Origin of the sequence: Corallococcus sp. AB032C (assembly GCF_003668935.1) — a bacterium.
Taxonomy (GTDB): Bacteria; Myxococcota; Myxococcia; order Myxococcales; family Myxococcaceae; genus Corallococcus; species Corallococcus exiguus.
Genome location: NZ_RAWP01000055.1, coordinates 25693 through 49410, shown reverse-complemented (window position 1 = coordinate 49410; position 23718 = coordinate 25693). Strand labels below are relative to the sequence as shown.

Here is a 23718-nt window from a genome sequence, read left to right as displayed (position 1 = left end):
CACGCCCTCCCCTCGGGCTGAGGGGGATTGCTATTCGCGCTCCAGCACGAACTGGATGTGCTCCGAGGCCACGGGACCGAACTGGAACAGGTGGATCTGATCCCCCGGCTCCGACGTGAACGTCACCGTGTGCGTGATGCCGGCGCAGATGAACCGCGCGGGGGCGAGCACCGACGCCACGTCCGTCCCCGCCGTGTCGTTGGTGACCTTCGTGGGGACCTGCTGGTTCAGGTAGAGCGTGACGTGCTCGGCGTTCTCCGGGTCGGAGATGAAGCCCGTGTAGCCACCGAAGCCCGCCTCACCCGGGCGCAGGGTGACGTCGTAGCGCGCGTGTCCGGTGTGCGTGTCAGGCGGGAAGTCGAAGGGCGTGCGGCCCGCGGTGACCGCCTCCGGTGTGTTGACGAGCGTGTGCGTGCACGCGTGCTCCAGCTCCGGGTCCCGCTCGCCGGTGGTGAAGTCCAGCGCGGTGTCGCCGCCCAGCCCCACGGTGGCTGGTGACAGCGCGCGTCCGGCCGCGTCCTTCAGCGCGTCCAGCGCCAGGGCGTGGTGCGTGGAGACCTCCAGCGGCCGGGTGCTCTCCTCGGTGCGCGGCACGGTGACGGTGAGCGTGCGCGCGTCCTCGGACCAGGTGCCGGTGAGGACGCGGGCCGGGGCGGTGGTGTCCGTGCGGTCGTGCAGCGTGACCTGGGCGGCGGACGGGTCCATGGGCTCGCTGAAGGTGAGCATCAGCACCTTGCGGAAGGCGATGACCGGCGTCTGTCCGGACGCGTCCAGGTACATCTCCAGTGGGTAGACGTCCGTCTCGCCCTCGGACGGACGGGAGGTGGTGACGGTGGCGGTGGACGCGGTCGTGCCCGCGTCGGTGCCGGTGCCCGCATCGGAGCCCGCGTCCGTCGGGAGGCCGGCGTCTGGCGTGACGATGGGGGCGTCGTCATCGCAGCCGCTCAGCGCGAGGGCGGCACAGGTGGCGAACAGGAAGGTGGCGGAGGAGAGACGCATCGAGGGGAGTCCTTCATGCATGCGGGGAAAGGCCCGCGCCGGAGCACCGTTCCGAGGTGAGATGCTCCGGCGCGGGAGCGGACCGGCTCAGGCCCGCGTCAGGGGACGGCGGTCAGCACTGCAGCCCGTCGCAGTTGTCATCGATGCCGTTGCCACAGATTTCAGTGGCGCCCGGGTTGATGCTGGCGCCGGAGCCCGGCGTGTCGTTGCAGTCGAAGCGCTGCGTCGTGTAGCCGGAGGGCGGCGTGCACGCGGTGAGGACGGACGTGGCGTTGTTGCCGTACCCGTCACCGTCCGCGTCCTGGTAGTAGCGCGTGCGCGTGTCGTTGAGGAACTCCGGCACCACGGTGAGCGCGTCGCCGGACGCCGGCCCCGCCGCGAGGATGTACGTCGTGCCCGCCGTCAGGTCGTAGACGGACACGTGCGTGAGCGAGCATCCCGAGGACGACACGCTATGCGTCAGCGCGGAGGGCACCGTGGCGCTGGTGGCGCCGTTGACGACGGTGAAGGCCACGTTCTGCGTCCGGTAGAACGCGTATGAGCCGGTGGTGGCCGGTACGTACGTCACGGAGCCCTCGGCGCCGGACGGCAGCGTCAGGTCATAGGCCTTGTGCTTCGTGCTGATGGCGGGCGCGCTGGTGACGCGCGTGGCGCTCGCCGTGACGGACACGTGGTCCGTGGGGTTGCCGGAGTGGGTGCACGCGTGCGTGGTGATGCCCGTGCCCAGCGAAGTGCAACCGGCCTCCAACTCCTGTGCATCCCGCGCCTCGAAGGAAGCCTCCGGCGCCTCCTCCATCGGTCCGCAGGCCGTCAGGCCGAGCGACAACAACGCGCCCAGCGCGATGCGCTTCATCTTCAACATGGGTGTTTCCTTTCGGGATGCCGGGCGCGGCGGGGTGCCAGGCGGCCAGGAAGCCGCCGGTGCGTCCGGTGACTCACTCATGCCGTAAATGCAACTTGGTTGCAATAAGGCCTGGTGCGATTCAGCCCATCACTGGAGGTGTTCGATGACGAGCCCCAGCCCGGTGTTCGCGGTGGGACCGAAGGTGACGGTGTACTGGACCTTGTCCGTCAGCTCGTAGCCGACCATCTGCTTCAGGCCGTCGCAGAAGCCGCCCGTGGCCTGGGTGCCCATGGGCTCCACGACGCGCTCGCCTTCCTTCACGGTGACGGCCACGTCGGGCGTGCTCAGGTAGAGGATGAAGTCACCGCTCGCCCAGGCCTTGAAGCTGAAGGTGCCCACGGACTGGCCGTTCTCCGGGCGCAGCTGGACGGTGTAGTGCGTGTGGAAGTCATCCACGCGCGGCTGCCGCTCCGGCGACGCGGTGACGGTGGCGAAGGGGCCGTTGGTGACGTGCCAGCAGGCGTGCTCGCCGTTGTCCCCGAAGTCGAAGTCCGTGCGCGGCACGTAGTCCGGGTCCGCCACGCACGACAGGCCCTCTTCGCTGGCCAGGTAGCCCCGGTTGCAGTGGCACCAGTCGCCCTCAGGCTCGCGGTGGATGTGGCCGTTGGGGGCGCATGGGTCGCCCTGCTCCTGGGGCGTGTCGTCCGGGCCGGGCGATGCGTCGTCGCCGCCGCAGGCGGTCAGGACCGCGAGGCCGCCGGCCAGGAGGAGGGCTGGAAACGGGGTGCGCATGGGGCTGCCTCATTGGAATCCGTGGTGTAGATGCAATTGAGATACAGAAGTTTTTGGATGTTGGGGAGGCCCGTGGGCCTTGGAGGTGTCCACGGGCCTTCACTCACGCGGGCCTACTCTTCGTGGTGGTCGTGGCCCGTCTCCTCGACGACGAGGAGGAACGTGGCGGGCTGGGGAGCGACGGCCGCGAAGTCCAGGCGGTAGTCCACGCCGCCCTCCAGGTCGGCCGTGACGGCGGTGCGCAGGTTGCCGCAGACCTCCTGCGGGACGTGGTAGCGGCACTCGAGGCCGACCTCCTCATTCGTGGCCGCGTTGAAGACGCGGACGGCGCGGTAGCCGGAGGTGAGGAAGGCGTACTCGGTGGACTCTTCCGGGGTGAAGATGACGGAGCCCGCGTAGCCCAGCGTCCACTTCCGGTAGCTGATGGCCGGCAGGGTGACGTTGTACGCGGTGTGCCCCACGCTCACGTCCACGAAGGACGGGCCGCCATGGGGCGCGGCGGTGACGGACTCGAAGGGACCGTATTCGGCGTGGATGCAGGAGTGCTCGGCGACCTCCGCCAGTTCCTCCGTGTCCTCGCAGGCGGCGAGCAGCTCCGACTGCTGGGTGACGGGGGCTTGCGACTCCGGGGCGGGGGCTTCTTCGGTACCGCAGCCGGCGAGCAGGAAGACAGCGCCAGCGGCGAACAGGGCATGGGGATGCTTCAACATATGGGGACTCCTTGGGTGGGTACCGCGGGTGAAGGCAGGGCCCGCAATAAGTGCCACTTGGAGTCACATGCAATCAAGTTGCATTTAATGGGAGGTGTCCGGGGAGTGTCGTGCGGGGTGGGATGTGACCTTGATTCCACGAAGGAGGGCTGGTCCTGGGGCGCTGGCATGCCGAAGATGGGGCGCTTTTCTCCCGCAGGGCTGGAGGTGCCGTGAAATGAGAGGGCCGTCCTTCTTGTCGCGCGTCCTGGTGTTGTCCGTGCTGGTGCTCCCCGCGTTGGCGCAGGCGGGCTCGTATCTCCGGGTGGTGAGCTGGAACCTCCGCCACGAGGGGTGGGCGGCCGAGCAGACCTACCTGGATGACGCGAAGCAGCTGTGGAACCAGTTCGGTGCGAACAGCAACTCGAACAATGGCTGTGACCTGGTGTTCCTCCAGGAGGTGATGGACGCGTCCGCGGCGACGGCCATCGCGACGAACCTGACGCAGGTCTCCGGGGTGTCGTGGACGGCGGTGGTGACGCCGCTCATCGGCCGGTCGTCCTACAAGGAGCACTACGCGGTGCTGTACCGGACGGACACGGTGTCGCTGCTGTCCTCCACGGTGTGGACGGACACGGGAGACCTGTTCGAGCGCGAGCCGCAGGTGGTGAAGGTGCGCCACGTGCCCACGGGCGCGGACTACACGTTCCTCAACTGGCACGCGGTGTGGGGCACGGCGGCGGACCGCACGCTGGAGGCGCAGGCCATCGACGGCGTGTTCGCGTCCGTGCAGTCCGCCAGCACCACGGACCAGGACGTCATCCTCGTGGGCGACCACAACATGGCCTGCACCCACGCGTCCTGGAGCCAGCTGAAGGGCCTGACGCCCGCGGTGACGTGCAAGCTGGACGTGGCCACCACCATGAACTCGTCCGGGGGCTACGCCAACGCGTACGACCACTTCTGGATGCAGGACACGTACGTGACGGAGTTCTCCAGCACGGGCCGTGATTACATCGCGAACCCGCTGGACTACGTCACCCGGCTGTCGGACCACGCGCCGGTGTGGCTGTCCCTGTACTCCAACAGCGACACGGACTGACGCCGCATGCGCTTGAAGCGGGTCCTGGGCGGGATGCTGGTGGCGGTGCTGCTGGGCGTGGGCTTGTGGATGTTGTTGCGTCCCGAGCCTGCGCCGCCGCTGGTGCCGCCGTCACCTCCCGTGTCCGTGAGTGTCGAGGACGCCGGTGTGCCGGAGGTGGCTCCTCGGGTGGAGGCCGCGGCTGCCGTGGACGCGGGCCTGTGGCTGACGGCGACGCTGGAGGGCGCGCATCCGTTCGCAGGCGAGGCTCGCGTGGGCGCGGCGTACATCATCGAAGGGGACGAGGGGTGGTGGGAGGAGGAGAAGCGGCAGAAGGCGATCAGCCTGGTGGGGCCTTCGAGACTGGAGGACCTGGCCAACGTGCGCGAGTGGATGAGAGCGCCGGCCACCGCTTCGTCGCAGGGAGGCGTGGTGGGGCCCGTCGCCGTGCCGCCCGCGCCGCGCTACCAGGTGGTCGCGTTCGAACCGGACGGGACCTTCTGGTGGGCGGACTTCGTGCCGGGCTCTTTGCCGAAGACGGGCACGTTGAACGCGGGCGTGCTGAGAGCGAACCGGCCTACGGGCGTGAGCATCCGGCTGGACGGTGCGCGGAACATGGAGGGCACGTTCTCCGTGCGCATCGAGCGCGACGTGGATCCGCACGACGCCGAGCGGGCCAGCGCCCTTCAGCCCGTGCTGGCAGTGGTGAACCCGGACCTGGGATGGGCGCTCGTGAATGGCAGGCCGGTGCCGCTGAGCCCGGACGCGGACACGCGCCTGGCGCCGCTGCCTCCGGACCGCGCGGTGCGGCTGTGGTTGCGCGCGCCCTCGGGGCGGGAGGGTGGCCCGGTCGAGGTGCGCCTGCGTGAAGGCACCGTGACCCCGGTGACGCTGGACGTGGCGAGGCTGTTCCCCGAAGGCCTGAGCCGCGCGGTGACCCTTCGCGGACGGGTTCTGCTGGGGAACACGTCCCGGTCCGGTGGGCGGATGGTGAGCTGGCCGGGCGGAGAGGAGCCGGTGGACGCGGACGGGCGATTCACGATCCCCGACGTGCCGGCATGGCGAGCGACGCGCTTCAACGTCTATCGGGGACTGAAGGAGGAAGGCCGTCCGGCGGCGCCTTCGATGTGGGACTTCGACTTCACGCCAACGGAGGAGATGCAGGGCGTGGTGGACGTCGAGTGGCGCGTGCCGTTGTACCGGTGGTTGGTCGTCCGGATGGATGGCTTCACGCGAGCGCAGTTGAAGGAGCGCGTGGTGCCGCCCTATCCGGTGTACCTGCTGGAGCGTCGCGACGCGCAGGGCCTGTGGAGCGCGGTGCCTTCGCGGGAGTTCGTTCCGGAGGAGGACGGCATGGCGGTGTCCCTGCTGGAGCCCGGGACCTACCGCGTCCAGGTCGCGTCAGCGCCCTATGCGTCACGGCCCAGCAGTGTGGCGCGGATGGGCGCGGACGACACGAGCGTGGACGTGCGGCTGTCGCCAGCGCCTTCCTCCGGCTCCTCCTGTGAGGTCCATGTCACCCATCAAGGACGTCCCGTGGCGGGAGCCCTGGTGATGGTGGGCGGGAAGTACCGCTCGATGCCGCCCATGCGCGGAGAGACGGACAGCGCTGGGCACTGGCGGTTGGGCACAGTGACCTCGGATGTGCTGCCGATGTTCGTGCAGGGCGCGGGGAATGAATGGGAGGGCGACGGAGCGGAACCCTGCCTCCGCTCGGGCGTCGTGGAGGTGCGGCTGTAGGGTGCGTCAGGCGGCCGACGCCGCTAGAAGCTCGTCGGGGGCGTTGGCCAGCTCGGCGTTCTCCTCGGCGACTTCCTCGGCGGTGCGGGCCTGGACGGTCAGGGCCTGCACCCACAGCTCCAGGACGTCCATCAGCGCGCTGCGCGTCTCGCCCTGGAGCGGGGCCAGCCGCTGCGCCATGCGTGCCTGCACCTGCGCATCGAGTTGATCCGCGAGCGCGCGGCCCGCGTCGGTGAGGCGCACGCGCACGCGCCGGCGGTCATGCCGCACCGAGCGCTCCCGCCGCACGAGGCCGCCGTCCTCCAGCCGGTCCACCAGACGGCTCAGGCGCGGCATGGCCAGGCCCCCCAGGCGCGTCGCGAGCACACCCACGGGAAGCAGGCTCTCCGAGCGCAGCCACCAGATCGCCTGGAGTTCCCGAGGCTCCCAGTGGGGATGGCTCAGGACGTCCAGGGGACTCTCCAGCGCGCCGCAGCGGGCCGCGTCCACGAGGAGATTCCGCCAACGCGCCACCTGCACGCGCACCTCCGCCGAGAGCTCCGTCATGCACCCCTCCCTGCCGTGAGCAAGCGCCGCGTCCGGCCCCGCGTGCGACGCATCCGGCATCCCGCGGGCTCGAGGAGCCCGCGAAGTCATCAACGGAAATACGTGACGGACATATCGATCTGGTTTCTGACCGGGATTTTTCGCGGGGCGCTCAGCCATGGGCCAGGGTGAGGTTCGGGGAGGGCGTCTTCTTCCGGCGGGCCAGAAGCACCGAGCGCGCCTGGAAGGAGTAGCGCGCGACCCTCGGTGCCCACTTCACGAGGGCGTCACAGGAGAGGTTCTCTGGGAGGACGTGTTGGGTCTGGAGTTGTTCCAGGTGAGCGCCCAGCTCCGCCCAGCGATCCGGCGACGTGCCGTGTCCGGACTCTTGGTGAACGCATGCCGTGACGAAGGTCCACCATGAACCGGGAGGCTCCTGTTCCACCAGCAGCGCGAGCATCCGCGTGGCTTCCGCCGGGTGGCCGATGATCATCGCCAGTAGGAGCAGGGCGTACCGGTATTCGCCGGGGTGCTCCGGGCCGCCGACGAACGCGGCCCGTTCGCTCGCGGGGAGGGACGCGTGCAGCAGCCGGTAGGTGTTGACGAAGCGCTTGGCGGCGCGGGGCGAGGGGATGAAGCCATGCAGCGACTTCATGTAGCGGCGCTCCTCGTCCGTGATGCTCAGCAGGAGCGGCGCTGGAGGCGGAGGGGGTGGTTCGCTCGTGCGCTTGGGTTCGGTGCTGGAATGAGGGGCTGCTTCGCTGACGATGGCCTTGGGCGTTGAAGGGGACTCTGGCGCTCCGGCGGCCTCGGTGACTTCTTGCACGGGTGCCTGGACGGTGGCCGGAGGCGCTTCGGCGGTGGTACCGGTCAGGTCATCGATGAGGGAGCCGAAGCCTTCCGGTTCCATGCTGCGCAGGGCGTAGGGAATCTGGAAGATCTTCTCCAGGTAATTGAGCGGCGTGGACTGCCAGTGGTGCTGCTCCTCGGTGGACATGCCGCTGTCCTTCAGGAGCGAGGACTGGAAGACCTTGGAGTTCTGCTGGAGGGAGTGCAGCAGCCAGCGTGAATCCACGCCAACCACGACGACGAACAGCTCGAAGGCGAGGAGGAGGTGGACGGCCTGGAGCACCTCGACGACCTTGTCCTCCGGGCAGCGGTCCAGGTCGTCGATGTAGAGGATGATGCGGTCGATGCGCGGCAGCTTGGGGGGGACACTTGGGTCCTTCTCCCGCTTGGAGGGGTCACTTGGGCCCTCCTCGCGTGCCTTCTTGATCAGTTTGGTGAGCTCTTCAAAGTCGTGTTGGGCACGGGCAAGGACGCCCAGGTGCTGGGTGTAGTCCGTGCTCTGGTGCCGATTGCGGATGAATTCGGACACCTTCCGGTCCGCGCGCAGGGCATCGAGCTTGGCTTCCGCGTTGTGCAGCGCGGTGGTGGCTTCATCCACGGACTTCCGGGCCTCATTCAATTGCTTCGAGAGTGCGGTGCGCTTCTCTTCCAATTTCTGGCGCCGGGTCTGCTTCGTCTCCTCGATTTGTGTGTTGGCTTTGTCCCATGCGGTCTCCAGTTTCTTTGCCGCTGTCTTCGCCGCTTCAAGGAAGGGCTGGATCTGTTTCCAGAACCCCACGAGGCTGACAGCACTGAGCAGCGCGGACATGACGTGCCAAGCACGTGTGAGGAACGGCGTGGCCAGTACTGCCAGGACAGGGATGCTCAGGCATATGAACAACAGGAGCAGGGCACGCTGACGCTCTCCTGGAGGCCTTTCCCATAGCGCACGCCAGTAGGCTCGGAGCCGCCCGGACACATCGCGCAACTCTCGGAGTTGTTCGATTCCCTCGGGAGTCAGCGCCTGCTTCAGGGGCAGTTGAAGCTCCTCGGAAATCTTCTCGGCCTGCTTCTGGAGCCCCGAGGCTTCCAGGATGCTCTGGAGGGTGGTCCGACTCAGTTTCACTTCACGGAGGTCCGCGCGAAGGTTGGCCTCCTCGTTTTCCAGCTTCTGGATCAGCTCCTCGCTTTGTTGGAGGCTGGTCTCGATGGCTTCCTTCTGCTGCTCAGCCTCGGCCAGCACGTTGCGCGAGCTGTCCGTGGCCGCGAGAAGCTGGGCACGTTTCGTGGCGGCGGTGACGGGGTCACCGCTGGAGACCTTCTCGGCGAGCTGTTTGAAGATCTCCGAGGCCAGGCTGGCCCAGAGGTTCTGCGTGTCGATGTAGCTCCAGGCGTTGAAGCGGATCTGGACGATGTCCTTGCAGTACCCCGGAGCCGCTGTCTTCGCGACGTCGCCGATGGACTGCTCCAACTGGTGCATGAAGAAGCTCTTGCCGCTACCCCAGTCGCCGAAGAGGCCCAGGGACAACGGAGGAACCACGTCGCTGGCGGCCAGGACGGACACCAGGGCCTGCACTTCCGAGGTGAGGTTCAAGCGGTCGGTGCCCTTATGGCCATCCGAGCTGAAGCCCGCGAGGATCGGCGCATCGATGGGCGCGGAGGCGATGAGTTCCCGGCTCAGGCCCATGGCCGCCATCGCCTGGACCAGCGGACTCTCTGTAACGGAGAGGATTCCGTGGAGCAGGTGGGTGCTCTCGATGTGATCCGAGCGTTGGGTGTCGGCTGCCTTCGCGGCGAGGTCCAGGGCTTCGCGCGCGTAGGATGAAAGCTCTGGAGGCTCGTTGAGCGCGGAGACCTTGTAGCTCCCGTTGGGAGGAATGTCGGTGCGGCTCTCCTTGCGGATGCCAGCCCTCAGTTCGTCCAGGGAGATGCCTTGGCGCTGCATCAGCCCAGGGAGGGGACCGCCTGCTTCTTCCGCGAGCGCGGTGACGAGGTACTCCAGGAGGATCTTGTACCAGGGGGACTGGACGGCCTGACGCATGGCATCCGCGACCGAGACGACCTGTCGCGCGGAAGGTGACAGCCGCTCGAACCACCTCTGGTCGGTAGGCCTATGCGGGAACGATGCTGCTTTTTCATCGTCAAGTGCGAGGTGCTTTTCGATGAGTGGCCAGAGATGGCTTTCCCTGAGCCAAGTCGTGGGGATTGCGATGCACCGCGGTGGCGAAGTGGTGGACGTGTAGGAAGAACGAAGAACGCCAATGAGGCGACCCTCGGAGACGATGGGGGACCCACTGCTTCCGGCTTCGGGAAGTGAACCGTCGACTTTCAGAATCAACAGGCCGCTGTTCTCGACTAGATCGACAACTCCCGAGAACGGCTGTGTGAATTGAGTCAGCTCTTCGAAGAGCCCATGGGACTGCCAGTTCACTCCGACCTGCGGGAGCCGAAGGCTCGGCGCTAGGGGATGTACGAAGACACCGTCCTGGTGCACTAACTCCAAGAGCGCAAGGTCTCTCTGTGGATCACGCCCTATGATGCGGGCTGTTGCGGAAGCCGCTCGCCTTCCTGCCGTGTTGACGAAGAGGCGAGAAACACCGTCGGGAAGGGCGTGGTCGGTGGTGATCGCCAATCCAGGCGCCAGCAACGTCGCCATTGCTTGCCAGCGGGATTCCTTGGCGGTCATCCCGGGAGTCACAACGAGCGCGATGGACTCGAGAACCGACTCAGTGTCTGTCTTCACTGACTGCCCCCCAGCGTGTCAGGCCTTGCTTCCGCAATCCTAACACGCTGGGGCAGCGCCTACGGCTACTCCGCGCCCGCAGCCTTGCGCCGAGCGCTGCGTGCCTTCGCGTGCGCCTTGTCGAATCCCTCGTAGAACCGAACGGCCTGCTCACCCACCATCTGGATGTGCTGGTTGTTGAGGTACGCCGTGATGGGCGCGGCGACCAGCGGCATCGCGCGACCCAGCGTCGTCATGCCGCCCTTCGCGAGCAGCAGCGCCGCCAGCTTCCCCAGCACCTTCGGCCCGGAGCGGTGCAGCGGCCCCAGTCCGTTGGCGTAGCCGAACAGGTCCAACATCTCCCCGCGCGCCCGGTCCGTCTTGAGGTTCGCCTTGTAGAGCGTGGCCACGTCCGTGAGCAGGACGAGCTGCAGGTACGCCATGAACGTCAGGTCCGCCGGCAGCGAGATGAGCCCGAACACGCCGCTCACTCCGCCCACCATGCTCGCGAGGCTCTTCTTCTCGTCCACCAGCCGCTGCGCCAGCTCCTTGGTCGTCGCGGACGGGTAGCGCTTCTCCAGCGCCGCCACGCGTACGCGCGCCCGGCCGATCTCCCCCTGGATGAGGTCCGACAGACGCAGCGACCCCAGCTTCTTCAGCTCCGCGGGGGTCAGCTTCTTCATGAAGCCCAGCCGCTCTGTCACGCCGTCGTAGAAGGCCATGTCCTCCTCCTTGGCCGCGATGCACGCGGCCGGTCGTCTCTAGTAACCCCGCTCGGCCAGGTACAGGTCCACCAACGCGCCTTCTTCGTACCAGCCGTGTCGCATCTCCGACTTGAACCACCGCGAATCCGGACGCGCCGAGCGCACCTCCAGCTTCACCCGGTTGGGCCCCGTGTCGATGACCGCCGCGCGCGCCTTGCACGCCGCGCCCGGCTCCTCGCCGAAGCCGCCCTCCAGGCACACCTCGTCCCCCACCGACAGGCGCCGGGCGTACTCCTGGGCCAGGTAGAGGGCGTCGTCACAGCCGCCGCGCACGGAGGACTTCCCCAACGCCGCGCAGCGGTCCTGCGCGGGCGCCCGGATGACCGGCACGTTGGAGATGAACGCGTCCTCCTCGTTGGGGTCGCGCTGATACGGGCCCACCTGCTTGCACCCCGTCACCGCCACCAGGACCGTCAGGCCCGCCCACGTCCACTTCATCGCGTCATCGCCTCCGGGACGCGCGTCGCCGCGCCTCCGCGCCAACAAGGAAAGGGCGGGAAGCATGGCAGACAGGGCCAGGTGCGGCAAAAGGTGCCGGAAGGACCCGTGGGCGTCTCTACGCGATACGGCGCGCGGGCCCGGGGATTTCCTCGGTGACGCCGGGAACCGCCCGGTTCTTTCCGTCCACGAAGACGACCGTGGGCTTCCAGTTGGCGAGCTCCGCCTCCTCGACCTCCGCGAAGGTGGCCAGGATGACCAGGTCGCCCGGCTGATTCAGGTGCGCGGCCGCGCCGTTGATGCAGATGACACCGCTGCCGGACTCGCCCTCCAGGGCGTACGTCTCCAGCCGGGTGCCGCGCGTGACGTTCCACACCGCGACCTTCTCGAAGGGGAGGATGTCCGCCGCCTTCAGCAAATCTCGGTCGATGGTCACCGAACCCTCGTAGTCGAGGTCGGCCTGGGTCACCGTCGCGCGGTGGATCTTGGACTTGAAGAGGATGCGGCGCATGGGGGGCCCTCGGGAAGCGGCGCAACCGTAACGGCTCCCCTGCCCGGGGACAACATCCCCGGTGTCCCACGCACCGCCTGCCTCCCTGCACGCCCTGCTCTCTATTTCGTGAAATTCACGAGCTGACTGAGGTTCAGGGGCACGGACTGCGCGTCCGACGTCAGGTTGCCCGTCAGGCTCACCTGCGCGTTACCGCCCGAGCGCAGCGCCATGGCCGCGGAAGCGGCGCTCGCGAAGTTGATGGTGAGGGGCAGCGTCACCTGCTTCGTCCCGCTGCCGTCCAGCATGCCCAGGTTGCCTGTGGACAGGTTGCCCACGTTGGCGCCCGCCACCTTGAGCGCACCGGTGATGCCCGCCACCGGCAGGGGGAAGGCGTTGCGGTTGGTGATGGCCAGGGGGAACTCCACCGTGGCGCCGCTCAGTGTGACGTTGGTGATGCGCGGCGCCTGGAACTGCACCTGGGGAATCTTGGGGACAGGGAACGTGCCCTCCTTCTCCAGGGGGAACTTCAGCACGCCCAGCGGCGTCTGGATGCCCAGCGAGCCCTGCGCCTTGAAGGCCGCGACGTCCTTGTCCAGGAACGTGGTCACCACCGGCGCGATGTCCGCGAACTTCACGTTGGCGGGGAAGACAATCTGGCTCTTGCCGTTGGACTTGAGGTTCAAGCCCTCCTTCGGCTTGCCGGCCACCAGCTGCTTGCCCTCCACGAAGAAGGCGTAGTCCACCGACGCCAACTTCAGGCCCAGGCTGTTGGGGTTGTCCAACTCGTACACCAGGTCCACCGTGGCGTCGGACAGGGAGGCGTTCGCCAGCCGGGCTGTCTTGAACTTCAGCGTGGGCTTCTTGAAGGCACCGTTGAGCAGGCTCTGCAGCGCTGCGCAGCCGGAGAGCGTGGTGAGCGACAGGGCGAAGAGGACCAGGAACGCGCGTTTCTTCATGGGCATGGGCGTAGCAGAGGACGCACCGCGTTCGCGCGGATTCAATCGCCGCGCGTGTCGGGGCCTCGACGGGTGCACCTTCGGCACTCCAATGGTATGCGCCAGGGGACTCCCCCGTGCTGGAGGTTGGCCCGCCGTGACAGGTGGCATCTTGTCTCACCCCCTCGCCGCGCTGGCGGTACTGGCCGCGCTGTCGCTCACGGGCTGCTCCCGGTCCTCCAACGCCGAGGCTGCCTCCGCGCGGCGGATGGACCTGAAGCCGTGCCGGCTGGACGGAGTGGCCGCGCAGACGCTCTGCGGCACGCTGGAGGTCTTCGAGGACCGGGCCGCGGCGAAGGGGCGCAAAATCTCCCTGCGCGTGGTGGTGGTGCCCGCGCTCGCATCGCAGCCGAAGGAAGATCCGTTGTTCTTCCTCGCGGGAGGCCCCGGCCAGGCGGCGTCCCGCACGCGCATCCTTCCCGCGCTGGATCGCATCCGGCGTCAGCGCGACATCGTGTTCGTGGACCAGCGCGGCACGGGGGACTCGCACCCGCTGGACTGCGAGGCGTTGAACCCTTCGCGCACGTCGCTGGCGGAGCGCTTCGAGGACCGCGAGGACGCGGACGTGATTCCCCAGTGCCGCAAGGGCTGGGACGCGGACGAGCGGCTCTACACCACGTCCATCGCCATGGACGACCTGGACGATGTGCGCGCGGCGCTGGGCTACCGGCAGGTGAACCTGTGGGGCATCTCCTACGGGACGCGCGCGGCGCTGGTGTACATGCGCCAGCACCCGGACCGCGTGCGCACCGCCATCCTGGATGGCGTGGCCCCCATGGGGCAGTACCTGCCGCTGTACGCCGCGCGCGATGGCCAGCGCGCCCTGGACCTGCTCATGGACGCGTGCGCGAAGGACGGCGTCTGCGCGAAGGCGTATCCGGACCTGCGCGCTCGCACGGAAGCGCTGCTCGCGAAGCTGGAGGCCGCCCCTGCGAAGGTGCACCTGTCGCACCCGCGCACGGGCGTGCCGGAGGACTTCACGCTCACCCGGCGCGTCTTCCTGTCGGAGCTGTTCTCGCTGCTCTACAGCCCGGACGTCGCGTCGCTGGTGCCGCTGATGCTGGACCGCGCCGCGAAGGATGACTGGACGCCCTTCGTCGCGCTGTCGCTGGGGCTCACCGACGAGGTGGCGCGCACCACCAGCCGGGGCATGTTCCTCGCGGTGGTGTGCGCGGAGGACGCGCCCTTCTTCACGGAGGAGGACGCCGAGCGTGAAGCGAAGGGCACCTGGTTCGGCTCGCGCATGGCGCTGGACGTGAAGCGCGGGTGCGCGAAGTGGCCGCAGGCGAACGTGCCCGCGAGCTTCCGCGAGCCCGTGAAGTCGGACATCCCCACGCTGCTGCTGTCCGGCGAGCTGGACCCCGTGACGCCGCCGCCCTGGGGCGAGGAGGCGAAGCGGACGCTCACGCACAGCCTGCACGTGGTGGTGCCGGGGTTGGGACACAACACGGTGGGCGCGGACTGCGCGCGCACGTTGATGGCGGAGGTGCTCACGCGCGGCAGCGTGGAGGGCCTGACGCCCGACTGTGGCGCGGGCCTCAAGCGGCCGCCCTTCTTCACCTCCTTCGCTGGCCCTGTTCCGTAGGACTCAAGCGCCCATGATTGAAGCCAGGAACCTGCACAAGCGCTTCGGCTCCGTGACGGCCGTGCACGACGTGACCTTCACCGCGGAGGACGGCGTCATCACGGGCCTGCTGGGCCCCAACGGCGCGGGCAAGACGACCACGATGCGCATGCTCTACACGCTGGTGCGCCCGGACGGCGGCACCGCCACCGTGGACGGCGTGGACGTGGCGAAGCAGCCGGAGGTGGCCCGTCGCGCGCTGGGCGTGCTGCCCGACGCGCGAGGCCTCTACCCGCGCCTCACCGCGCGCGAGCACGCACGGTACTTCGGCGAGCTGCACGGCCTGTCCGGCGCCGCGCTGGACGCGCGCGTGGAGGAGCTGGTGGAGCTGCTGGACATGAAGGACATCGCGGACCGGCGCACGGAGGGCTTCAGCCAGGGCGAGCGCGTGAAGGTGGCGCTGGCGCGCGCGCTGGTGCACGGGCCTCGCAACGTGCTGCTGGACGAGCCCACCAACGGCCTGGACGTGATGGCCACGCGCTCCGTGCGCACGCTCTTGCGCAAGCTGAAGGCGCAGGGCTGCTGCGTGGTGTTCTCCAGCCACGTGATGCAGGAGGTGGCCGCGCTGTGTGACCGCATCGTGGTGGTGGCGCGCGGGCGCGTGGTGGCGGACGGCACGGCGGACGCGCTGCGCGCGAGCACCGGCAAGGACAGCCTGGAGGAAGCCTTCGTGAGCGTGATTGGCAGCGAGCAGGGGTTGCGCGAATGAAGGGCCTCATCGGGACGGTGCTGCGCAAGGAAGTGCTGGACCACCTGCGGGACAAGCGCACGCTGGGCACCGCGCTGATGTGGCCGTTGTTGGGCCCGCTGGTGTTCCTGGTGATGTTCAACGTGATGGCCTCCTGGTACCGGCAGGACCGGCCGCTGGAGATGCCGGTGGTGGGCCGCGAGCACGCGCCCAGCCTGATGGCCTTCCTGGAGCGCTACGGCGCGAAGCTGTCGGAGGCCCCTCAGGACTACGAGTCACTGGTGCAGGCCGGGAAGCTGGACCTGGTGCTGGTGGTGACGGACGACTACTCGAAGGACTTCGCGGATGGGCACACCGCCGCGGTGCGGCTGGTGGTGGACAGCTCGCGCAACAAGGCCCGCCAGTCCGTGCAGCGCGCGCAGCGGATGTTGGCGGTGTATTCGCAGCAGACCGGCAGCCAGCGCCTGTTCGCGCGCGGCGTGTCGCCGGAGCTGGCGGTGCCCGTGCGCGTGGACGAGCTGGATTTGTCCACCCCCGAGCGGACCGCGGCCACGGTGCTCACCACCATCCCGCTGTTCCTGGTGATGGCGGCGTTCGCGGGCGGCATGCAGCTGGCCAGCGACACCATGGCGGGCGAGCGCGAGCGCGGTTCGCTGGAGCCCCTGTTGCTCAACCCCGCTCCGCGTGGCGCGGTGGTGGCGGGCAAGTGGCTGGCCACCTGCGCCATGGCGGGCACGGGCGTGCTCTTGTGTCTGGTGGGTTACTTCCTGGTGGTGAAGCGCGTGCCGCTGGAGGACCTGGGCGTGCGTGCCCGCTTCGACGCTCCGGCCGCGCTGGGGATGCTGGCAGCGGTGATGCCGCTGGTGCTGGCCGCGTCCGCCGTGCAGATGTGGGTGTCAACCTATGCACGGTCGTTCAAGGAGGCGCAGACGTACCTGTCGCTCCTGATGGTGCTGCCCACGCTGCCCGGGATGATGCTGGCCCTGTCCCCCATCCAGACGCAGACGTGGATGTTCGCGGTGCCGGTGCTGGGGCAGGAGATGCTCGCGGGCGAGGTGATGCGCGGCGAGACGCTGGGGCCAGTGCCCTTCCTGCTCGCGTTCCTGTCCTGTGTGGCGGTGTCACTGGTGGCGCTGCGCTTCACCACGCGTCTGTTGACCCAGGAGCGCATCATCTTCGGTAGGAGCTAGCGAGCAGGCTCGACGGCCCCGAGTGTCTTCGGGGCACAACTTGGCTCGCGTGTTCACGTGACAGGGGCGGCGAAGTGCCGTCAGATGTTTCGCGATGACGCTTGAGCGTGAACGAGAAGCCTTGCTGCCCTTCGCCCCGAATTCGGTGGCCTCCACGGAAGGGGAACCGCGGTTCGGGACGTATCAGGGAGAGCTGCCGGAGGTGGACCTGCCCCGGCTGTTGGGGAAGTGGGCTCCGGGGCGCGCGACGCGGCTGCTCAAGCGCAAGCGCTGGCACTACACCTTCGTCGCCACGCAGGAGGTGGCGGCCCTCTTCGCGGTGGTGGACCTGGGCTACACGGCCAACGCCTTCGCGGTGGCGGTGGACCTGCAGGAGAAGAAGCCGCTCTGTGATGTGAGCTTCCTGGGCGTGCCCGGGCCGCTCGCGGAGGTGAGCGACAAGCCGGGCGCGGGGCTCGTGGCGGCCTTCCGCACACTGGGCGGGCGCATGTCCGTGAAGCGCGGCGAGTCCGACGAGCGCTACCAGGTGGAGGTGGACGTCAGCCGCATGCGCACGCAGTCGCTCCAGTCGTTCCAGTGGAACGGCGAGTTGCTGGTCGCGGGCGGCCCGCCGGCCCTCACCGTCATCGCTCCGGTGGCGGGCGACGGGCTGGTCAACGTCACCCAGAAGCGCAGCGGCCTCCTGGCCTTCGGGAGCCTGGAGGCGGGGGGCCGGCGCTTCCGGTTGGATGGCGGCGTGGGCGGCATGGACTACACGCAGGGCTACCTGGCGCGGCACACCGCTTGGCGCTGGGCCTTCGCGGCCGGGCGGCTGCCGGACGGCACGCCCGTGGGCCTCAACCTGGTGGAGGGCTTCAACGAGGGCGCCACCGAGGCCAACGAGAACGCCGTCTGGCTGGGTGACCGGCTCTACCCGGTGGGCCGCGCGCGCTTCGAGTACGACGCGAAGGAGCTCCTGGACCCGTGGCGCCTGACGACGGATGACGGCGCGGTGGACCTGCGCTTCAAGCCCATCTACGTGCACCGCGAGGAGCGCAACCTGCGGCTCGTGGTGAGCCACTTCGCCCAGCCCGTGGGCTTCTTCGAGGGCACCCTGCGCGTGGGTGGTCGGGAGCTCCAGTTGTCCAACGTCCCCGGCGTCACCGAGGACCAGGACATGCTCTGGTAGCGGCCGGGCGTGCGCAGGGTGCGAAGCCCTGGGGACTCCGTGCGCGTTCATGGAAGACGCAGCGGGGGCGCGGTGTAGGCTCTTTCCGCGCCTTTTTCGCCTGAGGAGGACTCCACCCCATGTCCTGCCCGCACTGTGGTCAGCCGCTCCCTGAAGGCCAGTCGTCGCGGACGTGTCCCCACTGCGGCGGGGACGTGAACGCGCCCAAGTCGCCGGTGATGGACGAGGTGGCGGACCATGCCCAGCGCGCGGCGGACTCGGCGGGGCGCGCGGTGCAGGACGTGCTGGACGACCCGAGGCTGCGCGAGCGGCTGCCCGGAGGCTCGCTGCCGCTGCTCGGTTCCGGACTGGTGGCGGCGGCGGTGGTGGCGCCCGTGCTGCCTTTCATCGGCGGTGGGCTGGGGCTGCCATGGTCGGTGTTGATGCTGGTGGGCGCCGGCATGCTGGGCGCGCGCGAGTGGGTGGCCGCGGGCCGGAAGCTGCCGGACGCGCTGGTGCCGGTGGTGAAGTGGGCCGCGCATCCGGCGTTCCTGCCCATGTTCACCGCGCTCACCGTGACGCAGGCGTTCCTGTCGCTGGGGTTGGGCGTGGCGCCGCTCTTGTGGGTGCTGGCGGCGGTGGTGCTCGCTTCCGTGCAGTGGCGGGCGTTCAAGGCGTCGTCGCTGGCGGAGCCGTCGCTCACGAAGCGGCCGGCGGACGTGCGGCTGAAGCGGTGGGTGTTCGCGGGCGTGGCGGCGTGCGCGGTGGGGCTCTTGCTGCCTTGGAGTTCGGCATGGTCGCTGGTGCCCACGGCCCACCTGCAGCGCGAGCGCAACATCACCATCGACAACAACTTCGCCTGGGACATCCAGGACAACGACACGTGGAAGTTCAACACGCTGGTGCTCCCGTCGGGGCAGGGCGCGGGGACGGGGCGCGGCCGGCTGGGCGCGACGGGCGTGGTGCTGGGGCTCCTGGCGCTGGGCGTGCTGGGGTCGGTGCGGCGCGCGCGGGAGGCCTTGCCTTCTGTGGTGCCGGCGGTGCTCGCGGGGCTCATCACCGTCTGGGCGCTGACGGGCCTGTCTTCGAAGCCGGGGCCGTGGCTGTTCCTGCTGGGAATCCTCGCGGTGGACGTGGCCGTCGCGCGCGAGTGGCTGGGGCCCCGGAGCGCGGTGCCCCCCACGGAGCCGCCCGCGTCAGCGTGACGCGCGGCCCTGCACGATGGCGCGGAAGGAGCGGCTGCGCAGCTCCTCCAGCGAGAGGCCGGTGGAGCGGGCCTCCTCTTCCGTGAGGGCGCCGCAGGCGAGCCCGCGCAGGAAGAAGTTGAGCAGGCCCTGGCCGGTGGCGGCGTCGTCGAACACGTCGCCCAGCAGGGTGGCCTGGGCGGCCTTGTCCACGAAGGCCTTGAGGCGCTGGGACGCTGGCTCCAGGCCCTCCTGGAAGAAGGCGTAGACGGCGGCGTAGCGCACGGGGAGCTGGGCGGGGTGCAGGTCCCAGCCCTGGTAGTAGCCGCGCTCCAGCGAGTGGCGCGTATGCCGGTACGCCACCTGCCACGCGCGGTGCACGGCGTCGGTGTTCTCGCGCCGCTGCATGGGGAGGAGCGGGGTGTCGCCCTGCTTGCGGTGGGGGCCCACGGGCATGACGTTGGTGGCGCCGTCGGACAGGCGCACGCCGCTGCCCGCGAGGAGCACCTGCACGGTGTCGCGCAGGTAATCGCAGGCGGGGTGGAGCATGTGCTGCATGTGCGCGCTGACATCCAGGGCGGCGGTGTAGTCGTAGACGCCCAGGTGCACGTGGGAGCAGCGGCCCTCTCCGGCCTCCACGAGCGAGCGCAGGTGCGGCCGGCCGCGCGCGTCGAAGAGGGCCTGGGGCGTCTCCACCATCAGCTCCAGGGAGAGCGCGCCGGGGGACAGGCGGTGGGCGGACTCCAGCTCCGACAGCAGCTTCGCCAGGGCGGTCACCTGTTCAGGCACGGTGACCTTGGGCAGGGTGACAACGAAGGACTGAGGCAACCTGCCACCGGATTGCTCCAGCAGCGTGGTGACGAAGAGGTCCAGGGTGCGCGAGGCGCGGGCGTAGAGCTCTTCCGTGAAGGACTTCACGCGGATGCCGATGAACGGAGGGAGCGAGTCCTGCTCCAGGCCCCGGGCCACCTCCGTGGCGGCGGAGACAGCGTGGGCGTCTTCTTCCGAGTCAGGACGGTGGCCATAGCCGTCCTCGAAGTCGATGCGGAAGTCCTCCACGGGTTCACGCTGGAGCTTGTCCACGACGCGGTCATGGACGCGCTGGGCGAAGCCGCCGCGCTGGGGCAGGCCCAGGCCATGGGCGAGCTGGGAGCCATCGGCGGCGTAGTCGCGCAGCGCCGCGAGCGCCAGGTCCCCCATCTTTCGCGCGGTGCCAGCGCGGAAGAGGTGGGCGCCGCCGTACACGGTGTGCACGGGTTGGCGCCGGGAGGACTCGCCCGGATACACGTGGGTGAACGCCACGTTGGCGCGGCGCAGGGCTTCACGGGAGGCGGCGGAGGCTTCGGGCGTGAGCGTGGTCTTCATGGGTTTCCGGGGCCGCCATCGGGAGGAAGGCTCGGCTCCAATGGAGGCGCTGACATCATGGCGCGAGTCCCGCCGTCCGGGGCATGGGAGAAACGAGGAGGAGGGCCTCCCGGCTGGAGGCCCGGAGGTGGAGGCGTACCGGGGGCCGCATCCTCGCCCGCATCGTCCGGTGAGGACACCTCGTTCGGAATCTGCTCCGGCTCTCCATCGATGAGGCGCCGCAGGAGCCGGCCGTCGTCACTGAAGGCGTAGCGCGCTCCGGAGTGCAGTGCGGGGACCTGTCGACCACAGGGGCAGGGTCCTCTTCGATCCGGATGAAATTGACCCCTGACTCACGGAGGATTCTGTAGCGATGTGACTCGGGCCGGTCCCAGCACGGCGTTGATGGCGTCGGGGGCGGAAGGAAGTCCGCGACCGCGAGGGAGAGCGCGCGCAGAACGGAACCGTCCAACGCATACGTTCTTCCAGGACTCCCCACGGCCTCCCCAGGGCTGGAGAAGAAGGAGGGAAAGACGAGTGAAGGCTCTGACTCCGCCAGCGAGGGTCGATGGGCCTTCATGCAGCCACCGAGCATCAATCCGGACACGATGAAGAGTGTGCGCGTGCGCATGCGGATGGGACCCCTACAGCCGTTCTGCATGAACGGTGGGGCTGGATGCCGCGCACCCGAGCCCCCAGGTCATGCAGAACAGAAGTGACCTCCACATCACCCCTCCCGGCTGGCGCTCACTTCACGGCCGACGCTTCAGCCACGCGGACACCTCTGGGGCCACGCGCTCGCGCAGGGCCACGTCCTGGGTCAGCCGCTCCAGGGTCTGCGCCGTGGCCTGCTGTGCCTCCGGAATCGGGTTCGCCTGGAGCAGTGCCTTCATCTGCTCCAGTTGCTCGCGCGTGCGCAGCAGGCCCAGGCCTTCCACCACCCGGCGCAGCAGCATGGGCGCCGCTCCCGTGCGCCCCACCAGGTCCTTCCAGTGCTTCTGCAGCTGCGCCCACCACGCGTCGCGCCCGGTGCGGTTGCCCAACAGGCCTGTCGCGAAGCTCGCCACGTCCTGCGTCTTCACCGTCTCCGTGAACAACAGCGCCTGCGCGCGCTCCGTCAGCTTCGCGTCCTCGAAGGACGTGAGCGCCATCAGGTAGCGCCGCTGCGTCGCCGGGTCCGGCTCCTTCGGCATCCGCTGCGACAAATCATCGAACAGCGCCGCGTCGCCCGCGCGCGCCACCATGCCCACCGCCGTGTCCAGCAGGTTCGCGTCCAGCGCGGTCTTGTCTCCCTGGAGCATCCGCGCCACCAGCGGACGTGCCTCCGCCAGCACCTGCGGACTGCGCGCCAGGCCGCCCACCGCGCGCACCAGCGCCGCGCGGCGCAGCCGCACCCGGTCCGGCTCGCCCGGCGCCGCCTGCCAGCCCAGCTTCTTCAGGCCGCCGCCCAACAGCTGCTCCACCCACCGGCGGAAGCGCTCCTGGTCCTCGCCCTCCGTCAGCCGGTTCTCGATGTACCCGAGCCGCCCGACGAGCTCGTCCAGCACCGCCTCGTCCTCCTCGTCCCCGAAGCGCGCCGCCAGGTCCAGCAGGTCCGCCACCGGCGCCTGCGCCGAGCGCACCAGCGCCCACATGTCCGCCAGCAACGAGATGCGCTCCGACGGCGCCAGCGTCCCCATGTTCGCCGCCAGCGCGTCCAGCGCCTGCTTCTCGTACGCCACCCGGTAGAAGCCCGTGGAGCCGCCGTTGGCGCACAGCCACTTCACGTCGCCCGAGCCGCCCTCCAGCGTCACCGTCGTCTCCGCGTCACGGAAGAGCACCCGCTGCTCCTTGACGCCGCTCGCGTCCTCGAAGCGCAGCACCATGGGCACCGGCCACGTCTCCGAGCTCTTCACCCCCGGCTCCGAATAGAGGCGCTGCTGCGACAGCGTCACCTTCCGCCCCTCCACCTTCACCGACACCAGCGGGAAGCCGCTCTGGCCAATCCACTTCGTCGCCAGCTCGTTCACCGGCTGCTTCGCGGCCTCACCCAGCGCGTTCCACAGGTCTTCCTTCACCGCGTTCGCGCGCGCGTGCTTGCGCATGTACAGCCGGATGCCTTCGCGGAAGGGCCCCTCTCCCAGGAACCCTTCAAGCATCCGCAGCACCGCGCCGCCCTTCTCGTACGTAATCGCGTCGAAGCTCTCACCGGCCTCGCCCGCGTTGCGCACCTCACCGTGGATGGGGTGCGTGGACTTGAGCGCGTCCAGCGCCAGCGCGCTCGCCCGGTGCGCGTCGAAGTCCAGCCACATGCGCCAGTCCGGCCGCCACTGGTCGACAATCTTGAAAGCCATCCACGTCGCGAACGCCTCGTTGAGCCAGAGGTCGTCCCACCACACCATCGTCACCCAGTTGCCGAACCACTGGTGCGCCAGCTCGTGCGTCACCACCTCCGCCACGCGCTTCTGCACGGACAGCGGCGCGGTGGCCGGGTCCAACAGCAGCGCCACCTCCCGGTAGGTGATGAGGCCGGCGTTCTCCATCGCGCCCGCCTCGAAGTCCGGGATGCCCACCTGGTCCACCTTGCCAAAGGCATACGGCAGCCCGAAGTAGTCCTGCAGCCGGGGCAGCACTTGCAGCGCCGCGTCCTGCCCGAACTTCGCCAGGTGCGCCTTCTCCGGCAGCGCCCACGTGCGCACCGGGATGCCCTCCGCCTTCTCCTCCGGCGTGCCCACCAGCGGGCCCACCACCAGCGCGATGAGGTACGAGCTGAGCAGCTCCGTCTCCTCGAACGTCACCTTGCGCAGCGCCCCGTCCTTCTCGTCCTTCACCACGCGGCCGTTGCCCAGCACCGCGTGGCCCTCCGGCACGCGCACCGTGAGCGCCCAGCGCGCCTTGAAGGCCGGCTCGTCGAAGCAGGGGAACAGCCGGCGCGCGTCCGCGGCCTCGAACTGCGTCGCGGCCACCTTGCCCGCCGCGTACAGGCCGCGCAGACCGTCGCTGAAGTGCCCCGTCCAGAGCACGTCCAGCGTGGCGCTACCCGCGGGCAGGGGCGCGTCGAACGTGAGCACCACCGTCTCGCTCACCGGGGCCACGCGCTTGGACGCGGGCTTGCGCACGTCGTTGCCGGCGCGGAAGGTGACCTCGCCCAGCTCCAGTGCGTTGGCGTGGAGGATGATCTCCGAGGTGGGCTGGGACAGCTCCAGCTCCACGCGCTGCTCACCCGTGAAGGTGCGCCCCTCCAGGTCCAGGGTCACCGTCGCTTGATGGCGGCGCGGGCGGAGGGTGGTGGGCAGGCGGAAGTTCTTGTCGTCGGTGGGATGCGCCATAGGGGCGGCAATCTAGCGCCGGCCGCGCCTTGTGCTCGTGCTCCATTTCCCAGTGTCCGCCGCTTCACGGCGCTCCAACCCCGCTGACGGGGGCACCAGCTGCCCGAAGAGGCTCGACTCGCGCTGGAAGAAGCCCTCCGTGCGGAAGGCCACGACCCGGCCGCGCTTCGCGGTGCGCATCCACACCTGGATGCGGGGCCGCTGCCCGGGCGCCCACGTGTAGAGCCCGTGCAGCTCGCGTCGCGCCGTACATCCACCTCCACCGGGCGACACCTTCGTTGGCCGGCGGGCAGGAAGGTGGCTCGGTGAATGGCATTGGAGCG

General features: G+C 69.2%; 20 protein-coding genes. 7 read left to right on the top strand and 13 right to left on the bottom strand.

Annotation, left to right across the window (positions count from 1 at the left end; genetic code table 11):
- Positions 1-30 precede the first annotated feature (30 nt).
- The 4 genes from D7X99_RS23580 to D7X99_RS23565 all read right to left on the bottom strand — a co-directional run bounded on the left by D7X99_RS23580 (position 31) and on the right by D7X99_RS23565 (position 3345).
- A complete protein-coding gene (locus D7X99_RS23580) occupies positions 31-999 on the bottom strand; it encodes an Ig-like domain-containing protein (RefSeq protein WP_121779747.1) in 969 nt (322 codons plus the stop codon).
- A 112-nt stretch (positions 1000-1111) separates the two neighbouring features.
- Positions 1112-1861, bottom strand: a complete 750-nt coding sequence (locus D7X99_RS23575; RefSeq protein WP_121779746.1) for a putative metal-binding motif-containing protein — start codon at positions 1859-1861, stop codon at positions 1112-1114.
- Positions 1862-1990: 129 nt separating this feature from the next.
- Positions 1991-2635 (bottom strand): hypothetical protein, encoded by a 645-nt coding sequence (locus tag D7X99_RS23570; RefSeq protein ID WP_121779745.1) that lies wholly within the window; start codon positions 2633-2635, stop codon positions 1991-1993.
- 113 nt (positions 2636-2748) lie between these two features.
- Positions 2749-3345 (bottom strand): hypothetical protein, encoded by a 597-nt coding sequence (locus tag D7X99_RS23565; protein WP_121779744.1) that lies wholly within the window; start codon positions 3343-3345, stop codon positions 2749-2751.
- Positions 3346-3562: 217 nt separating this feature from the next.
- Here D7X99_RS23565 and D7X99_RS23560 point away from each other — a divergent pair, with 217 nt between their 5' ends.
- The gene (locus tag D7X99_RS23560; RefSeq protein ID WP_121779743.1) at positions 3563-4426 is read left to right on the top strand and encodes a deoxyribonuclease I; all 864 of its coding nucleotides are present in this window, start codon (positions 3563-3565) and stop codon (positions 4424-4426) included.
- Positions 4427-4432: 6 nt separating this feature from the next.
- Entirely contained in the window at positions 4433-6145 is a 1713-nt protein-coding gene (locus D7X99_RS23555) for a carboxypeptidase regulatory-like domain-containing protein (protein WP_147476239.1), read from the top strand.
- A 6-nt stretch (positions 6146-6151) separates the two neighbouring features.
- On the opposite strand, the gene D7X99_RS23550 is transcribed toward D7X99_RS23555, so the two are convergent.
- From D7X99_RS23550 to D7X99_RS23525, 6 genes are all read right to left on the bottom strand, one after another.
- Entirely contained in the window at positions 6152-6691 is a 540-nt protein-coding gene (locus D7X99_RS23550) for a MarR family transcriptional regulator (protein WP_121779741.1), read from the bottom strand.
- 151 nt (positions 6692-6842) lie between these two features.
- A complete protein-coding gene (locus tag D7X99_RS23545) occupies positions 6843-10184 on the bottom strand; it encodes a P-loop NTPase fold protein (protein ID WP_121779740.1) in 3342 nt (1113 codons plus the stop codon).
- A 122-nt stretch (positions 10185-10306) separates the two neighbouring features.
- Positions 10307-10942 (bottom strand): EcsC family protein, encoded by a 636-nt coding sequence (locus D7X99_RS23540; RefSeq protein WP_121779739.1) that lies wholly within the window; start codon positions 10940-10942, stop codon positions 10307-10309.
- Positions 10943-10981: 39 nt separating this feature from the next.
- Entirely contained in the window at positions 10982-11422 is a 441-nt protein-coding gene (locus D7X99_RS23535) for a hypothetical protein (RefSeq protein WP_121779738.1), read from the bottom strand.
- A 118-nt stretch (positions 11423-11540) separates the two neighbouring features.
- Positions 11541-11933, bottom strand: a complete 393-nt coding sequence (gene panD / locus D7X99_RS23530) for an aspartate 1-decarboxylase (protein ID WP_121779737.1) — start codon at positions 11931-11933, stop codon at positions 11541-11543.
- Between the two features lie 101 nt (positions 11934-12034).
- Complete coding sequence (locus D7X99_RS23525; protein WP_120578487.1) at positions 12035-12877, bottom strand: LEA type 2 family protein; 843 nt, start codon at positions 12875-12877, stop codon at positions 12035-12037.
- Between the two features lie 145 nt (positions 12878-13022).
- Between D7X99_RS23525 and D7X99_RS23520 the strand changes: the two genes are divergently transcribed.
- The 5 genes from D7X99_RS23520 to D7X99_RS42895 all read left to right on the top strand — a co-directional run bounded on the left by D7X99_RS23520 (position 13023) and on the right by D7X99_RS42895 (position 18764).
- Positions 13023-14495 (top strand): alpha/beta hydrolase, encoded by a 1473-nt coding sequence (locus D7X99_RS23520; RefSeq protein ID WP_306465338.1) that lies wholly within the window; start codon positions 13023-13025, stop codon positions 14493-14495.
- 13 nt (positions 14496-14508) lie between these two features.
- On the top strand, positions 14509-15243 hold the full coding sequence (locus D7X99_RS23515; RefSeq protein ID WP_120578489.1) for an ATP-binding cassette domain-containing protein: 735 nt from the start codon (positions 14509-14511) through the stop codon (positions 15241-15243).
- A complete protein-coding gene (locus D7X99_RS23510) occupies positions 15240-16412 on the top strand; it encodes an ABC transporter permease (protein ID WP_121779735.1) in 1173 nt (390 codons plus the stop codon). Before D7X99_RS23515 ends, D7X99_RS23510 begins: the two co-directional genes overlap by 4 nt.
- A gap of 94 nt (positions 16413-16506) precedes the next feature.
- Positions 16507-17580, top strand: a complete 1074-nt coding sequence (locus D7X99_RS23505) for a DUF2804 domain-containing protein (protein ID WP_121779734.1) — start codon at positions 16507-16509, stop codon at positions 17578-17580.
- A gap of 119 nt (positions 17581-17699) precedes the next feature.
- Positions 17700-18764, top strand: a complete 1065-nt coding sequence (locus D7X99_RS42895; RefSeq protein WP_158627058.1) for a zinc ribbon domain-containing protein — start codon at positions 17700-17702, stop codon at positions 18762-18764.
- Here D7X99_RS42895 and D7X99_RS23490 read toward each other — a convergent pair.
- The 3 genes from D7X99_RS23490 to D7X99_RS23480 all read right to left on the bottom strand — a co-directional run bounded on the left by D7X99_RS23490 (position 18756) and on the right by D7X99_RS23480 (position 23668).
- Entirely contained in the window at positions 18756-20108 is a 1353-nt protein-coding gene (locus D7X99_RS23490) for a phosphoenolpyruvate kinase (protein WP_121779731.1), read from the bottom strand. The genes D7X99_RS42895 and D7X99_RS23490 overlap by 9 nt on opposite strands.
- Positions 20109-20839: 731 nt before the next feature.
- The gene (locus D7X99_RS23485) at positions 20840-23395 is read right to left on the bottom strand and encodes a M1 family metallopeptidase (RefSeq protein ID WP_121779730.1); all 2556 of its coding nucleotides are present in this window, start codon (positions 23393-23395) and stop codon (positions 20840-20842) included.
- A 12-nt stretch (positions 23396-23407) separates the two neighbouring features.
- Positions 23408-23668: a hypothetical protein gene (locus D7X99_RS23480; RefSeq protein WP_233613644.1), complete on the bottom strand. Its 261-nt coding sequence runs from the start codon at positions 23666-23668 to the stop codon at positions 23408-23410.
- Between the last annotated feature and the right edge of the window lie 50 nt (positions 23669-23718).